Origin of the sequence: Phreatobacter sp. (assembly GCF_027532945.1) — a bacterium.
GTDB lineage: Bacteria > Pseudomonadota > Alphaproteobacteria > Rhizobiales > Phreatobacteraceae > Phreatobacter.
Map to the genome: position 1 here is coordinate 263,999 of NZ_JAPZTZ010000003.1, position 14,032 is coordinate 278,030.

Annotated in this window: 16 protein-coding genes; 6 read left to right on the forward strand and 10 right to left on the reverse strand. The window is 68.6% G+C overall.

Going from position 1 to position 14,032, the window contains the following annotated elements; all coding sequences use genetic code 11:
- Positions 1-20: 20 nt before the first annotated feature.
- Genes O9344_RS02400 through O9344_RS02410 form a run of 3 tightly spaced genes read right to left on the reverse strand, consistent with a single transcriptional unit; the run spans position 21 to position 2,645 of the window.
- Positions 21-1,034: a transketolase family protein gene (locus O9344_RS02400; RefSeq protein ID WP_298472294.1), complete on the reverse strand. Its 1,014-nt coding sequence runs from the start codon at positions 1,032-1,034 to the stop codon at positions 21-23.
- Positions 1,031-1,873 (reverse strand): transketolase, encoded by an 843-nt coding sequence (locus O9344_RS02405; protein WP_298472296.1) that lies wholly within the window; start codon positions 1,871-1,873, stop codon positions 1,031-1,033. Before O9344_RS02405 ends, O9344_RS02400 begins: the two co-directional genes overlap by 4 nt.
- A 22-nt stretch (positions 1,874-1,895) precedes the next feature.
- Positions 1,896-2,645, reverse strand: coding sequence for an SDR family NAD(P)-dependent oxidoreductase (locus tag O9344_RS02410; RefSeq protein ID WP_298472298.1), 750 nt, complete (start codon positions 2,643-2,645; stop codon positions 1,896-1,898).
- A gap of 107 nt (positions 2,646-2,752) precedes the next feature.
- Between O9344_RS02410 and O9344_RS02415 the strand changes: the two genes are divergently transcribed.
- Positions 2,753-3,661: a LysR substrate-binding domain-containing protein gene (locus tag O9344_RS02415; protein ID WP_298472300.1), complete on the forward strand. Its 909-nt coding sequence runs from the start codon at positions 2,753-2,755 to the stop codon at positions 3,659-3,661.
- 240 nt (positions 3,662-3,901) lie between these two features.
- Here the strand turns inward: O9344_RS02415 and O9344_RS02420 are convergent, their stop codons facing one another.
- Positions 3,902-4,933 (reverse strand): tripartite tricarboxylate transporter substrate-binding protein, encoded by a 1,032-nt coding sequence (locus tag O9344_RS02420; RefSeq protein ID WP_298472302.1) that lies wholly within the window; start codon positions 4,931-4,933, stop codon positions 3,902-3,904.
- Positions 4,934-4,979: 46 nt separating this feature from the next.
- Positions 4,980-5,957, reverse strand: coding sequence for an ornithine cyclodeaminase family protein (locus O9344_RS02425; RefSeq protein WP_298472304.1), 978 nt, complete (start codon positions 5,955-5,957; stop codon positions 4,980-4,982).
- A 244-nt stretch (positions 5,958-6,201) separates the two neighbouring features.
- On the opposite strand from O9344_RS02425, the gene O9344_RS02430 reads away from it, so the two are divergent.
- The 5 genes from O9344_RS02430 to O9344_RS02450 all read left to right on the forward strand — a co-directional run bounded on the left by O9344_RS02430 (position 6,202) and on the right by O9344_RS02450 (position 10,225).
- A complete protein-coding gene (locus O9344_RS02430; RefSeq protein WP_298472306.1) occupies positions 6,202-6,675 on the forward strand; it encodes an Lrp/AsnC family transcriptional regulator in 474 nt (157 codons plus the stop codon).
- Positions 6,676-7,210: 535 nt separating this feature from the next.
- Positions 7,211-7,468, forward strand: a complete 258-nt coding sequence (locus tag O9344_RS02435) for a hypothetical protein (protein ID WP_298472308.1) — start codon at positions 7,211-7,213, stop codon at positions 7,466-7,468.
- A 118-nt stretch (positions 7,469-7,586) separates the two neighbouring features.
- Positions 7,587-8,723, forward strand: coding sequence for a methionine ABC transporter ATP-binding protein (locus O9344_RS02440; protein WP_298472310.1), 1,137 nt, complete (start codon positions 7,587-7,589; stop codon positions 8,721-8,723).
- The gene (locus O9344_RS02445; protein WP_298472312.1) at positions 8,713-9,378 is read left to right on the forward strand and encodes a methionine ABC transporter permease; all 666 of its coding nucleotides are present in this window, start codon (positions 8,713-8,715) and stop codon (positions 9,376-9,378) included. The genes O9344_RS02440 and O9344_RS02445 overlap by 11 nt, the downstream gene beginning before the upstream one ends.
- A gap of 40 nt (positions 9,379-9,418) precedes the next feature.
- Positions 9,419-10,225: a MetQ/NlpA family ABC transporter substrate-binding protein gene (locus O9344_RS02450; RefSeq protein WP_298472314.1), complete on the forward strand. Its 807-nt coding sequence runs from the start codon at positions 9,419-9,421 to the stop codon at positions 10,223-10,225.
- Between the two features lie 41 nt (positions 10,226-10,266).
- On the opposite strand, the gene O9344_RS02455 is transcribed toward O9344_RS02450, so the two are convergent.
- Genes O9344_RS02455 through O9344_RS02475 form a run of 5 tightly spaced genes read right to left on the reverse strand, consistent with a single transcriptional unit; the run spans position 10,267 to position 14,027 of the window.
- Complete coding sequence (locus tag O9344_RS02455; RefSeq protein ID WP_298472316.1) at positions 10,267-10,965, reverse strand: GntR family transcriptional regulator; 699 nt, start codon at positions 10,963-10,965, stop codon at positions 10,267-10,269.
- Between the two features lie 5 nt (positions 10,966-10,970).
- A complete protein-coding gene (locus O9344_RS02460) occupies positions 10,971-11,894 on the reverse strand; it encodes an aminotransferase class IV (RefSeq protein ID WP_298472317.1) in 924 nt (307 codons plus the stop codon).
- 11 nt (positions 11,895-11,905) lie between these two features.
- Positions 11,906-12,688: an amino acid ABC transporter ATP-binding protein gene (locus tag O9344_RS02465; RefSeq protein WP_298472318.1), complete on the reverse strand. Its 783-nt coding sequence runs from the start codon at positions 12,686-12,688 to the stop codon at positions 11,906-11,908.
- A gap of 2 nt (positions 12,689-12,690) precedes the next feature.
- A complete protein-coding gene (locus tag O9344_RS02470) occupies positions 12,691-13,356 on the reverse strand; it encodes an amino acid ABC transporter permease (protein WP_298472319.1) in 666 nt (221 codons plus the stop codon).
- Entirely contained in the window at positions 13,353-14,027 is a 675-nt protein-coding gene (locus tag O9344_RS02475) for an amino acid ABC transporter permease (protein WP_298472320.1), read from the reverse strand. Before O9344_RS02475 ends, O9344_RS02470 begins: the two co-directional genes overlap by 4 nt.
- Positions 14,028-14,032 lie beyond the last annotated feature (5 nt).

Sequence of the window (14,032 nt, forward strand, 5' to 3'; positions counted from 1 at the left end):
GGCCGTTCTCAAGCCCGCGGTCAGCCCGCAAGCCAGGCCTTCAGGCTATTGCAGATGGCTTCCGTCGAGATGCCGTAGCGGTCGTGCAGGGTGGGCAGCGCGCCGGCGGCAAGGAACTCGTCGGGCAGGCCGATCTGGCGGAAGCGCGGGCTGAGGCCGTTGCGCATCAGGAGGGCTGCCACAGCCTCGCCGAGGCCGCCGACGACCGTGTGGTTCTCGGCGACGACCACCAGACGCCCGGTCTTGCCGGCTTCAGTGAGGATGGTCGCGGTGTCGAGCGGCTTGATCGTCGGCACGTGCAGCACTGCGACGCTGACCTTGTCGGTGGCCAGCTTGGCGGCGGCCTCAAGCGTCCGCATGGTGAGCAGGCCGGAGGAGATGACCAGCACGTCGGTGCCGTCGCGGATCACCTTGGCCTTGCCGATCTCGAACCGGTAGCCGTACTCGTCGAGCACCACGGGTACCTGGCCGCGCAGCAGGCGCATGTAGACGGGGCCGCGATGGTCGGCGATGGCCGGCACCGCCTGCTCGATCTCGTGGGCGTCGCAGGGGTCGATCACCGTCATGCCGGGGATGGCGCGCATCAGCGCGAGGTCCTCGGTCGCCTGGTGGCTCGGCCCGTAGCCGGAGGTAAGGCCCGGCAGGGCGCAGACGATCTTCACGTTGCGGTCTTCCTCCGCGATCGTCTGGTGGATGAAGTCATAGGCCCGGCGCGAAGCGAAAACCGCATAGGTCGTGGCGAAAGGCGTAAACCCCTCGGCGGCAAGACCAGAGGCTGCGCCGAACATCACCTGCTCGGCCATGCCCATCTGGTAGAAGCGGTCGGGAAAGGCCTGCGAGAAGATGTGCAGGTCGGTGTATTTGCCGAGGTCAGCGGTGAGGCCGACGATCTCCGGGCGCTCCTTCGCCGCCGCCACCAGCGCATGGCCGAACGGGGCGGGCCGCGTGCGCTGGCCCTCCGCCGCGATCGAGGCGATCATCGCGGAGGTGGTGAGGCGCGGCTTGCCTGATGATGTCAGGACGGGCTTGGTCATGCGAGCCTCCCGGCGTCGAGCGCATCGAGCGCCAGCTTCCACTCATGCGCCTCGACACGGATGAAGTGGTTCTTCTCGCGCGCCTCGAGGAAAGGCACGCCCTTGCCCATGAGGGTGTCAGCGACAATCATCCGCGGCTTCGCCTCGCCATGGTCGCGGGCGGCGTCGAAGGCCTTCACTACCGCGTCGAGGTCGTTGCCATCGACCCGCTGGGTGTACCAGCCGAAGGCCTCGAGCCGGTCGACCAGGGGCTCGAAGCCCATGACCTGCGTCGATGGGCCGTCAGCCTGCTGGTTGTTGACGTCGACGATGGCGATGATGTTGTCGAGCTTGTGGTGGGCGGCGGCCATGATCGCCTCCCAGACCGAGCCCTCATCGAGCTCGCCATCGGAGAAGAGGACATAGACGCGGCGGTCCGAGCCCTTGCGCTTCAGGCCCATGGCCATGCCGACCGCGATCGACAGGCCGAGGCCGAGCGAGCCGCCCGACATCTCCATGCCCGGCGTGTATGCCGCCATGCCGGACATGGGCAGGCGGCTCTCGTCGCCGCCATAGGTCTCCAGTTCCTCCGCCGGGATGATGCCGGCCTCCATGAGCGCGGCGTAGAGGGCGATGGCATAGTGGCCGTTCGACAGCAGGAAGCGGTCGCGGCCCTCCCAGTCCGGATCCTCCGGCCGGTAGCGCAGCGCGTGGAAATAGGCGACGGCGAGCACATCGGCGATGTCGAGGGCCTGGGCGATGTAGCCCTGGCCCTGGACCTCGCCCATCAGCACGGCGTTGCGGCGGATGCGATAGGCGCGCTCCGCCAGTTCCTTGTTGTGGCCTGTCGAGGCTGTCATGGGGATCTCCTCGGGCCCGTGATCAGTGGATCAGCATGCCGCCGTTCACGTCGATGACCGCGCCGGTGATGTAGGCGGAGAGGTCTGACGCGAGGAAGAGGTAGGCGCCGGCGACGTCGCGGGCCTCGCCCAGCCGACCGAGCGGAATGCCGGCGGCGATCTCCGCCTTCATCGCGGGGGTGAGCTTGTCGCCGGTGATGTCGGTCTGGATGAGGCCGGGGGTCACGCAGTTGACGCGGATGCCGTCGGGGCCGAGTTCGCGTGCCATGGCCTTGGCGAGGCCGAGGACCCCGGCCTTGGCGGCGGAATAATGCGGTCCGCCGAAGATGCCGCCGCCGCGCTGCGCCGAGACCGAGGACATGCAGGCGATGGAGCCGGCCTTCCGGGACCGCATGTGCGGGATGAAGGCCTGGCTGAGGAACAGGACGCCTGTGGTGTTGACCGCGAGGATGCGGTGCCAGTCGGCCTCAGTGATCTCCATGGTCTTCACCGGCTGGGTGATGCCGGCATTGTTGAGGAGGATGTCGACATGGCCGAAGGCTGAAATCACCTCATCGGCGGCCGCCTTGCAGGCCTTGGCGTCACTGACGTCGCAGGCGAGGCCGAGATGGCCCTGGCCAAGCTCGGTGGCAGCCGAAGCCGCAGCCTGGCCGTCAATGTCGAGGATGGCGACGCGGGCGCCATGCTCGACGAAGAGCTTGGCGGTGGCAAAGCCGATGCCGCGGCGGCCGGCACCGCCGGAAATGACGGCTGTCTTGCCCTTGAGCAGCATGAAGCCCCTCCTCCCCTTCTTTGTTTGGACCGACCAGTTCGCATGGGCATGCGCCACCGACAAACGCAGAATTTGCAACCTCCGGTGAACTGGGTTCATCTGTCGCGATGCTGAACGTTCCCGTGAACCTGCTCAGGCTGTTCGAGGCTGCGGCCCGCACCGGCTCCTTCCGAACGGCGGCCTCGCAACTCGGGCTGACGCCGAGCGCGGTGAGCCATGCGGTGCGCAAGCTCGAACAGAGCCTCGGCGTGCCGCTGTTCGACCGGTCGGCGCGCAGTGTCCGCCTCACCTATGAGGGCGAGGTTCTGATGCGGCATGCGGGCCGGGCCTTTGATGACCTGCGCCGCGGCATGGAGGCCGTCTCGGCCCGCGCGCCGACGCTGCTGCGCCTCCACTGCGCGCCGAGCTTCGCCGCCCAGTGGCTGACGCCGCGCCTGCCCGCCTTTCTCGCCGCCCATCCGGGGATCGACGTGCGTCTGGCCGCCGGCACCGACTACACGCGCTTCACCTCGGACGAGTTCGACGCCGACATCGTCTATGGGCCTCCACGCACCGAGGGGCTCGTCGTGACGCCGCTGGGCGAGGAAACCCTTACCCCGGTCTGTGCCCCTGACCTTGCCACGACCCTGCGCAACCCGAAGGACCTCCTCGGCCTGCCGCTCATCCAGAGCGACACCAAGCAGGTCCAGTGGTCGGACTGGCTCGCGGCGCAGGGGATCACCGATCCACCACGGATCGGCAGCCGCTTCGACCGCAGCTTCCTCGCCATCCTGGCCGCGACGCAGGGCCTCGGCGTGGCGCTGGAATCGACGCGCCTCGTCGAGGCCGAGCTCGCCTCGGGGCGCCTCGTTGCCCCGCTCGCGGAACGCAGCGTGCCGGTGCGCTATGTCGGCCACCATCTCGTCCACCCGCGCCACACCCAGCCACGCCGGACGCTTCGGCAGTTCGCGGACTGGCTGCTGCGGGAGCTCGCACGCGAGATGCCGGACGCAACCGGGCATCCGACGGGCCGATGACGGTGGCCGGCGGGCTGCGAGGCTGCGCCGCGCCAAACCGCTTCTATGAGCCGGTGTCGGAGCGATGACGTGAAGGTGACGGCCGAAACAGGGTCAGCGGGCTGAACCGGCGCTTGGCCCCTCCCGTAAGAACAGAGCGCGTTCGGGCAATATCCGTTCCCCCCGATCCCCGTTCCCTTGGGATATCGGGCGCGCCGCGGCCGCTCCACAGGGGCGGCCGCGTGAGGGGTCCCGCGACCGTCACTGCAACCTGACGTTCGTCTCGTCCACGACCTTCTTCCAGAACGCCATTTCCTCGACCAGCCGCGCCGCGAAGGCGTCGGGTCCGGCATTGACCACGTCGAAGCCGACCTCCCCCAGGCGCTGGCGGGAGGCGGGCATGGCGAGGTAGTTCCCGATCTCGCGATTGAGCGTGGTCACGATCTCTGCCGGCGTGCCCTTGGGCGCGAGGATGCCCACCCAGGTGTCTCCCTCGATCTCCGGAAAGCCCTGTTCGATCATGGTGGGCACATCCGGCAGGAGGGCCGAGCGCGTCTTGCCGGTGACAGCCAGCGCCTTCAGCTTGCCGCCTGCGATCATCGGCCCGGCCGAGGCCATGGTGGTCCAGGCGCTGGGGATCTGGTTGGCGACGACCGCCTGGACCGCAGGCCCGGCGCCGGGGAAGGTGATCGCGACCATGTCGAGCTTCTGCGTCACCTTCAGCCGCTCGGCCAGCAGGTGGCCCTGCGTGCCGAGGCCGCCATGGGCATAGTTCTGGTTCGGCCGCGCCCTGAGGTCGGCGACGAATTCCCGCGCATCCTTCGCCGTGACCGAGGGATGGACCGTCAGGACATGGGTCGAGGAGACCGACAGGTTGATCGGCGCGAAGTCGCCGATGGGATCGTAGGGCAGCGTCGGGAAGACCGAGGCGTTCACCGCGTGGGTGCTCAGCGCGAAGAGCAGCGTGTAGCCGTCCGGCGTCGAGCGGGCAGCCTGCTGGGTGCCGCGGTTGCCGGTGGCGCCGGCGACATTTTCCACCACGAACTGCTGGCCGAGGGTCTCGGAGAGGTGGCGGCAGGCGAGGCGGGCATAGACATCGACCGTGCCACCCGGCGCGAAGGTGACGATGGCGCGCACAGGGCGTGCCGGATAGGCCTGTGCGCGGGCGACCATCGGCGCGGCCAGGACGAAGGCGGCCGAGCCGGCGGCCAGGGTGATGGCCTGCCGCCGATCCAGAGCCGCAGTTGAAGCGGAAACGGGGCCCGCCGAACGTCCTGTCGATTTGTTGCTCATTACCGCATCTCCCTGCCTGTCCTGGTGGCGCTCCGGCCCACGCCTGTCAGCGCGGAAGCCAGGTGCCGATGCCCTTCGCGCGGGCCGCCTCATAGACGATCACCGCAGCGGCAAGGTCAGCAAGTCCCGTGCCGGAGAAAATCAGCGCATTGCGCTCGGAGGTGCTTTCGCGGCCGGGCTTGGCGCCGGCGACGAGTTCTGAGAGTTCCGCGAAGAAGGGACCGTCGTAGTTGAGCGTGCCACCTGGCCCCGTGGTGCTCTGCTCGTGGTCGTCGGTGACGGTACGGTCGAAAGAAGCGAGGCTGTCGCGCCGCCAGCCGAAGCCGAGATCGACGGAGGCGACGAAGGTGCCGGGCTCGACCCATCCGACGTCGAGAAGGCCCGTGGCCTCGGCACCATGGGGAATGGATGAGATGACAATGTCCACGCCGGCGATGGCCTCGCGCGGATCGGCAACGGCGCGGGCGGCAAGTCCGGCCTCGCGCGCCCGGGCGGCGAAGGCTTCCGCCGTCCCGATGCGGCGGCTGTGGGCGACGACCTCGGTGAGCGGCAGGGCCTGCGCGAAGACCGACAGATGGCTGCGGGCCTGGGCGCCGCAGGCGAGGAAGCCGATGCGGCGGGACTCCGAGCGGGCCATATGGCGGGCGGCGATGAGCGAGATGAGGGCCGTGCGGATCTCGGAGATCCAGATGCCGTCGAGAATGGCGACAAGCTGCCCCGTCGTCGCCTCGCTCAGCAGGATAGTCGGCATGAAGTCCGGCAGGCCGGCGCGTTCATTGCCGGGAAAATAGCCGAACCACTTGAAGGCGCCGAAGGCCGGCTCGTCCATGACGCCCCCCTTGCCGCGGAAGACGTTGCGGCCACCGGCGGGGATCGTGACCTTGCGATGGGACCAGGCGCGGCCAGCGGCACGGCGCAGAAAGGCCTGCCTCAGGCCGTCTTCGAGGGCCGCGGCGGTCACGCCGCAGGCGGCCACGTCGGCGCGCGAGAGATAGAGAATGCGGTCGGGCCCAGTGGGTCTCATGTCGCCTCCTGCAGGCGAGGCCGAGACTGAAGAACTCCGACGCTGCGCGCCAGAGGCAGGGCTGCGTCAGAGCAACAAGGCAGATGCGCGCCACTCCGGGGGCGGCCTTTTCGGCGAGGGGTCGCGACGAGGAATACCATCGCCCTCCACCGCCGTATTTTGGATCATGGTTCTATTTACCCGGCACTGATCTCCGGCGAAGATAAAATTATTCTCCTGACACGCCTGCCGGACATTGCTTGCCATGGACGCCATCGACCGCAAGATCCTGACGATCCTCCAGGAGGACGTCAGCATTTCCATCGCGGAACTCGCCTCGCGGGTCCACCTGTCGCAGACGCCGTGCTGGAAGCGGATCCAGAAACTCGAGGCCAACGGTGTCATCCAGAAGCGGGTGGCGCTGGTCTCGCCGGAGAAACTCGGCCTAGGACTGACGGTTTTCGTGTCGATCGAGACGGCCGACCATTCCAAGGAGTGGCTCGCGCAGTTCGCCGAGACGGTGGCGGCGATGCCCGAGGTCATGGAATTCTACCGGATGGCCGGCGACGTCGACTACATGCTGCGCGTGGTGGTCACCGACATGGCCGCCTATGACACGTTCTACAAGCGCCTCATCGACAAGGTGCCGCTGAAGAACGTCACCTCGCGCTTCGCCATGGAGCGGATCAAGCAGACGACGGCCTATGCGATTCCGCCGGCGCCGCGCCCCGAGGCCTGAGCGCGATCGCGCCTGTCGTACTCCCCGCACTGTAGCGCTTGGCTCATCGCCGCCGGGCTCGCGCCAGGAACCGATCGTTCTTTATGGCGAACGCCTTGTGGCGCATCCATCCACGATATTCTTGTTTTGACTTCATTTTTCGCCCGGATGGGCGTTTCTTTCTCCACCTGCCGTTCTTTTTAGAGGATGATTTCGTTGACGCCGCGCCGAACGCCGGGCATGATGAGGGTACGGTTGGTTGATCGCTCGACCCGTCGTCGCGGCTTTTGATGGAGCAGCTTGCACCGCGTCACCAAGGGCTAAAGCGCCACGAAGGACATTCGTGGGCTCCCCTCTTTGGAGTTGGTCCGATGAATTCCGTCGTCTGCGGGGTGCACGCCCCGGTCTCTTCCTCCCAAACTCAATCCTGCCGCCGGACGGGTGGCGCGACGGATCGTTGTCGTCTCGCCTGACGACCACCCCGCGCCTTCGACTTTCCCTCGTCCAGGTTTCCTTCTGTTCAGGAGACGCCGGCCCGTCCGGCGGCAGCTTTTCCATGTCCCATTCCACGCCCCTCCCCGCCCATCCGCCGCTCAGGTCCGATGTCACGCTGATCGAAGTCGGCGACGACGCCGTCGGCCTCGCCGTGCGCGAGGGCACCGGCTACCGCTTCTTCTCGGCGGTTGCGTCCCTCAACGCCCTCGACAGCCAGCTCTTCGCCTCGCTGAAGGAGCTGCGGCGCGCCGCGGCCAAGACCCATCGCGCTGGCCGGGCCCGCGTCGGCGTCATGCCGCGCCAGTCTCTCGCCGCCTGAGCTTCCCCGGCCGGGCGGCGCCCCCGCCACCGGCCGCTGCGCTTTCCCAAGGATTCCCCATGTCCCGTTCTGATGAGCCGTCGGCGGCGTACCGCCCGGCATTGGTGAGGCCGTCCCGATGAACGCCCTCACGCCTTTTCCTGATGCAGTGCCGCTGGCGGCCGCTTCATCCCAGCCTGATCCGCGCGAGGATGCCTCTCGCCCGCACGGCGCGGCGATCGCGTTCTCCGGCGTGACCAAGCGTTTCGCCGCCAAAGGCGCTGCCGCCGAGGTCGTCGCGCTGGACGATGTCACGCTCGACGTCGCGCCGGGATCGATCACCGGCATCATCGGCCGCTCCGGCGCCGGCAAGTCGACGCTGCTGCGCACGATCAACGGGCTCGACCGCCCGACCGCCGGCACGGTGCGGATCGACGGCCTCGATGTCGGAGCGCTCGATGGCGCCGACTTGCGCGCGCTCCGGCGGGAGATCGGCATGATCTTCCAGCACTTCGCCCTTCTGTCCTCACGCACGGTGTTCGACAATATCGCGCTGCCCCTGGAGCTCGCCGGCACGCCGCGCGGCGAGATCGCCCGGCGCGTCGATGAGCTCATCGAGCTCGTCGGGCTGACGGACAAGCGCGGCCGCTATCCCGCCGAACTCTCCGGCGGGCAGAAGCAGCGCGTCGGCATTGCCCGCGCGCTGGCAACGCGGCCGCGGGTGCTGCTGTCGGACGAGGCAACCTCCGCCCTCGACCCGGAGACCACGCGGTCCATTCTCGCGCTGCTGAAGCGCATCAACACGCTGACCGGCGTGACGATCGTGCTGATCACTCACGAGATGCAGGTCATCAAGGAGATCTGCGACCGGGTGGCCGTGATCGAGGCGGGCCGCATCATCGAGGCGGGCGATGTCTACGAGGTCTTCGCCCGACCCCAGGCCGACACCACCCGCAGCTTCGTCGCCTCGGTGACGGGCGCTGCCCTGCCCGAGGCCATCGCCGCCCGGCTCCAGCCTGATCCGGACGGCGCCAGCCAGACCGGGCTGCGCATCGTCTTCACCGGCGAGAACGCCACGACGCCGGTCATCTCGCGGCTGTCGCGCTCGCTCGATGTCGACGTGACGGTCCTCGCCGGCCAGGTCGACGCCATCGCCGGCAAGCCCTTCGGCAATCTCATCGTCGCGATCCCGGCGCGGCCGGATGTCGTCGATGCCGTGGTGGCGCTGGCCGGCGCCCACGGCCTGCAAGCGGAGGTGCTCGGCCATGTCGCCTGAGATCGCAAGACTGCTCGTCGAGGCCCTCGGCCAGACGCTCTACATGGTGGCGGCCGCCGGCCTCATCGGCACGGCGCTCGGCCTGCCGCTCGGCGTGTTCCTCGCGACCTCCGGGCGCGGGGAGCTGTTCGAGGCGGTCGCGCTCAACCGGGTGCTTGGCCTTGTCGTCAATGCCACGCGCTCGACGCCCTTCATCATCCTGGTGGTGGCGATCATCCCGTTCACGCGGCTCGTCGCCGGCACCTCCATCGGCACCACGGCGGCGATCGTGCCCCTGACGGTGGCGGCGACGCCCTTCATCGCCCGGATCATCGAGGCGGCGATCCGCGAGGTCGATGCCGGCCTGATCGAAGCCTCTCGCGCCATGGGCGCAACGCCGCTGCAGATCGTCGGCAAGGTGCTGCTGCCCGAGGCGCTGCCGGCCATCGTGCTCGGCCTGACGCTCACCGCCGTCAGCCTCATCGGCTACTCGGCCATGGTGGGCGCGGTGGGCGGCGGCGGCCTCGGCGATCTCGGCATCCGCTTCGGCTACCAGCGCTTCATGCCCGAGGTCATGGCGGCCGTTGTCATCGTCCTCATCGCCCTCGTCCAGGCCGTGCAGAGCCTCGGCGACTGGATCGCCCGGCGCGTCAACAGGCGCCTGCGCTCAGCCTGACCTCTCCCCTCTCCATCCCAACCTCCTTGAAAGGACTGCCATGACCACGTTCATCGACCGCCGCGCGCTCCTCGCCGGTACCGCCGCCGGCCTCATCGCGGCCCCTGCCCTCGTCCGGGCCCAGGCCCGCACGCCGCTGCGCGTCGGCGTCACCGCCGGCCCGCATGCCCAGATCCTCGAGGCGGTGAAGCCGGTCGCGGCGGCCCGAGGCCTCGACCTCCGGATCGTCGAGTTCTCGGATTTCATTCTGCCGAATGCCGCCCTTGCGGCGGGTGACCTCGACCTCAACTCCTACCAGCACAAGCCCTTCCTCGATCAGCAGAACGCCGACCGCAAATACGGTCTGGTCGGCGTCGGCTTCACGGTCAATTTCCCGATCGGCGTCTATTCGAAGCGGCACAAGAGCTTTGCGGAGGTCCCGGCGGGCGCTCAGGTGTCGATCCCCAACGATCCGACCAACGGCGCACGGGCGCTACTGCTGTTCCGCGACAAGGGCCTGATCACGCTCAAGGACGGCGTGGGCCTCCGGCCGACCGTGGCCGACATCGTCCACAACGAGAAGCGACTGCGATTCATCGAACTGGAAGCGGCACAGACCGCCCGGTCGCTCGACGACGTGGCCGCCGCCGTCATCAACACCAACTTCGCCCTCTCGGTCGGCCTCAATCCCGGCCGCGACGCCATCCTGCGCGAGGATCCGAAGGGGCCTTACGTCAACCTCATCGCCGTGCGCGACGCGGACAAGGACAAGCCCTGGGTGAAGCCCTTCGTCGAGAGCTACCAGTCGGCCGAGGTGAAGGCCTTCATCGAGCGGACCTTCCAGGGTTCGGTCCTGCCGTCCTGGTGACATGACCTGCCTCCGCGCCTTCGGGCGCGGGGGCCTCGTCCTCAGCAGCCCGGCGAGCCCGCCACGCCCGCCACATAGTCGCTGAGGCGCTGGAGCCCACGGCTCATGTGATGGTCGATCTCGGCGAGCATGAGGTCGAGCCGGTCACCGCTGGCCAGGTCGACATAGGCCTGGTGGGCATCGTCGAGCGGACCGGATCGGCCATGGGCCTTCTGGTGGACGGCGAGATAGAGGTGGAGGCGCGGAGCGATGCGGTTCCAGGTCTCAAGCAGCAGCCTGTGGCCGCACTGCTCATAGACCGTGCCGTGGAGACGGACCTCCGCGAGGGCTGCCTCATAGCCGTCGCCGCTGCCGAGGGCTGCGAGGAGCGCCTCGTGGCGCGCCTTCAGCGTCGCGGCGAAGGCCGCCGTGCGGCGCGGCCAGATGTGCTCGAAGGCGAGGCGCTCCAAGGCTATGCGCAGGGAATAGATCTCGCACACATCGCCCGGCGAGAGGCTCACCACCCGCGTTGCGGTATAGGGCACCGAAACGAGCAGCCCCTCCTCGACGAGCAGGCCCATGGCTTCGCGCAAGGGACCCCGGCTCACCCCGAACTCGGCGGCGAGCTGCTGTTCGGTGACGGTGCTGCCGGGCGCAACCTGCCCGTCGATGATGGCGTGGCGCAGGCGCTCGGCGACGCGGTCGCGGAAGGTCTCGCGCTTCAGCGGCGCGACGGCTCCCTCGGCTGCGAGGCGCGCCACCGGGCTCATCGCGTCACCCAGGCCTGGTAGCGCTCGGAGGCGAGCTGGGTCAGAGGGCCGGGCTGACCGGTGCCAATGACCCGGCCGTCGATCCGCGTCACCGGCGTGACGCCGCCCAGCGTGCCGGTGATGAAGGCTTCATCCGCGGCATAGGTCTCGGCGAGGGTGAAGGGCCGCTCGTCCGCGAGGCCACCCGCGTCGCGCCAGGCGTCGAGCACGGCCTGGCGGGTGAGGCCCTTGAAGCAGAAGGCGCCGGTGGAGGTCCACAAGGACCCGCGGCGCACGATGAAGAAATTCGTGGAGTTGCAGCTCGCCACGAGGCCCTGCGGATCGAGCATCAGCGCCTCGTCAGCCCCGGCGTTGATCGCCTGGATCAGCGCCTGGATGAGGTTCAGGCGGCTGTGCGAGTTGAGGCGCAGGTCGAAGACGTCGGGCGTGCTGGTGCGGAAGGTCGAGGTGAAGAGCGCAAGGCCCCGCGCCTTGGTCTCCGGGCGCGGCGTCTTGTACTCGGCGACGATGACGATGGTGGCCTTGCCGATGATGAAGCGCGGGTCCTGGTTGACCGTCTTCTTCACGCCGCGCGTGACCATGAGGCGGACATGGGCGCCGTCGGTCATGCCGTTGCGGGCGAGTGTCTCTTGGACGGCACCCGCGACCTGCTCGCGGCTGAGGCCGATATCGAGGGCGATGGAATTCGCCCCCTCGAACAGCCGGTCGAGATGGGCGTCGAGCTGGATCAGCCGGCCGTTCTTGAGGCGCAGACCCTCCCAGACGCCATCTCCCAACACGAAGCCGCTATCGAAGACCGAAACGCGCGCCTCGTGGCGGGGCACGAAGGCGCCGTCGACATAGACGAGGACGTGGTCGTTGCGCGGATCGTCCTGGTAGCCCTGGGCACTGCCCGCGGTGGAGGTCGAGGCGCTGGTCATGGCATGTCCGTTCAGAAGCTGAACCGGCGGTGGCCGGCGATGAAGGCCTGAGTGAGCGGCCGGCGCGGGTTCTTCAAAACCTCGTCGGGCGTGCCCTGTTCGTAGATGCCGCCCTCCGCGAGGAAGAGCACGCGGGTCGCCATGTGGTAGGCGAAGCCGATCTCGTGGGTGACGAGCAGCATGGTGCGCCCTTCCGCCGCGAGCGCCTGGATCGCGTCCAGCACCTCGCCGACGAGGGCTGGGTCAAGGGCGGATGTCGGCTCGTCGAAGAGCAGGATCTCCGGCTCCATGGCGAGCGCGCGGGCGATGGCGACGCGTTGCTTCTGGCCGCCGGAGAGGTGGGCCGGATAGGCTTCGGCCTTGTCGGCGAGGCCGACGCGGGCGAGTTCGGCCAGCGCCTGGCGGGCGGCGGCATCACGCCCCATCCCCTTCACCGTCACGAGGCCCTCCATGACATTGCCGAGCACGGTCATGTGGGGAAAGAGGTTGAACTGCTGGAACACCATGCCGACGCGCTGGCGCAGGCGCACCAGCGCCGCCTCGCTGTAGCGCGTCTCGGTGCGCTCGCCGCGGCGGACCTCCTCGCCCACGGGCTCGCCGCCGAGGATGACGCGGCCTTGATCGGCGTGCTCCAGCACATTGATGCAGCGGAGCAGCGTCGACTTCCCCGAGCCCGAGGCGCCGATGATGGCGATGCGGTCGCCGCGGGCGACCTCGAGATCGACGCCTGCAAACACGCTGCGGTCGCCGAAACGCTTGCCGAGGCCTTCGATGCGGAGGAGCGGGCCGGTCATCGTCAATCGCTCCGGGCGAGGCGCCGCTCGAGCGCGTAGGTGGCGCGCACCAGCGGGTAGAGCAGGAGGAAGAACAGCGCGCCGATGACGGTGTAGACCTCGAGCGGGTTGAAGTTCAGCGAGGCGACGAGCTTGCCCTGCTGGAGGAGCTCGACATAGGCGACGACGGAGGCCAGCGTCGTCATCTTGAAGATCTCGATGCCGCGGTTGGTGAGGGCCGGCAGCACGCGGCGCAGCGCCTGCGGGAGGACGATGCGGCGGAGCACCTGAAGGCCGGTCATGCCGATGGCGCGCGCCGCCTCCCACTGGCCGGGTTCGATGGACTGAATGCCGGCGCGGTAGATCTCCGCCGAATAGGCCGCCGAATTGAGCGAAATACCGAGGATCGCCGCGCCGAAGGGGCTGATCTCCACCGGTACCAGCATGGGCAGGGCGAAGTAGAACCAGAGGATCTGGACGAGGACCGGCGTGTTGCGGAACAGCTCGATGAAGCCGATGGCGAGCCAGCGCAGCACGCCGTGGCGCGAGCGGCGCATCAGCGCGACGACGAGCCCCAGGGACAGTCCGAGGACGAGGCAAACGAGGAACAGCCGGACCGTGCCGATGGCGCCGAAGGCGAGCGCCTGCCAATTGTCGAGGACGGGCGCGAAATCCCAGCGATAGCTCATCGCGCCATCTCCCCGCTCACCGCCATGCGCCGCTCGACGAGGGCGGCGATCGCGCTCACCAGTGAGATGGTGACGAGGTACATGAGGGCCGCGGCGGTGAAGACCTCCAGCGGCCGGAAGGTCTTCTGGGCGAGTTCGTTCGCCTGGTAGAGCAGGTCGGCATAGGAGACGGTCGCGACCAGCGTCGTCGTCTTCATCAACTCGATGGAGCGCTCCATCATGGCGGGGAACATGCGCTTCACCGCCTGGGGCAGAACGATGCGACGCATGGCCTGCGCTTCCGTCATGCCGATGGCGCGGGCCGCCTCGCGCTGGCCCCGGTCGACCGAGACGATGCCCGCACGGAAAATCTCGGCGAAGAAGGCACCGGACTGGATGGTGAAGGTCAGCGCCGCCGCCAGATAGGGCGTCATCTCCACCTTCAGCACGATGGGCAGGCCGAAATAGAACCAGAAGAGCTGGACCAGCGGCGGCGTCGTACGGAACACCTCGATCACCACGCCGGCGGGAGCCGAGAGGAACCGGCTGCCGGAGAGCCTCGCCAGCGCCAGCGCCAGACCGACAGGAATGCCGCCGGCCAGCGCGACGCCGGTCAGCGCCAGCGTGTTGGCGAGGCCGGCCAGCAGCAGGTCGCCATTGGCGATGACGGGCGAGAAGTCCCAGCGATACACGGCCG

Bases quoted from the DNA above. Each gene is read 5' to 3' on its own strand.
- O9344_RS02400 (WP_298472294.1), bottom strand. From the start codon at position 1,034: ATGACCAAGCCCGTCCTGACATCATCAGGCAAGCCGCGCCTCACCACC.
- O9344_RS02405 (WP_298472296.1), bottom strand. From the start codon at position 1,873: ATGACAGCCTCGACAGGCCACAACAAGGAACTGGCGGAGCGCGCCTAT.
- O9344_RS02410 (WP_298472298.1), bottom strand. From the start codon at position 2,645: ATGCTGCTCAAGGGCAAGACAGCCGTCATTTCCGGCGGTGCCGGCCGC.
- O9344_RS02415 (WP_298472300.1), top strand. From the start codon at position 2,753: ATGCTGAACGTTCCCGTGAACCTGCTCAGGCTGTTCGAGGCTGCGGCC.
- O9344_RS02420 (WP_298472302.1), bottom strand. From the start codon at position 4,933: ATGAGCAACAAATCGACAGGACGTTCGGCGGGCCCCGTTTCCGCTTCA.
- O9344_RS02425 (WP_298472304.1), bottom strand. From the start codon at position 5,957: ATGAGACCCACTGGGCCCGACCGCATTCTCTATCTCTCGCGCGCCGAC.
- O9344_RS02430 (WP_298472306.1), top strand. From the start codon at position 6,202: ATGGACGCCATCGACCGCAAGATCCTGACGATCCTCCAGGAGGACGTC.
- O9344_RS02435 (WP_298472308.1), top strand. From the start codon at position 7,211: ATGTCCCATTCCACGCCCCTCCCCGCCCATCCGCCGCTCAGGTCCGAT.
- O9344_RS02440 (WP_298472310.1), top strand. From the start codon at position 7,587: ATGAACGCCCTCACGCCTTTTCCTGATGCAGTGCCGCTGGCGGCCGCT.
- O9344_RS02445 (WP_298472312.1), top strand. From the start codon at position 8,713: ATGTCGCCTGAGATCGCAAGACTGCTCGTCGAGGCCCTCGGCCAGACG.
- O9344_RS02450 (WP_298472314.1), top strand. From the start codon at position 9,419: ATGACCACGTTCATCGACCGCCGCGCGCTCCTCGCCGGTACCGCCGCC.
- O9344_RS02460 (WP_298472317.1), bottom strand. From the start codon at position 11,894: ATGACCAGCGCCTCGACCTCCACCGCGGGCAGTGCCCAGGGCTACCAG.
- O9344_RS02465 (WP_298472318.1), bottom strand. From the start codon at position 12,688: ATGACCGGCCCGCTCCTCCGCATCGAAGGCCTCGGCAAGCGTTTCGGC.
- O9344_RS02470 (WP_298472319.1), bottom strand. From the start codon at position 13,356: ATGAGCTATCGCTGGGATTTCGCGCCCGTCCTCGACAATTGGCAGGCG.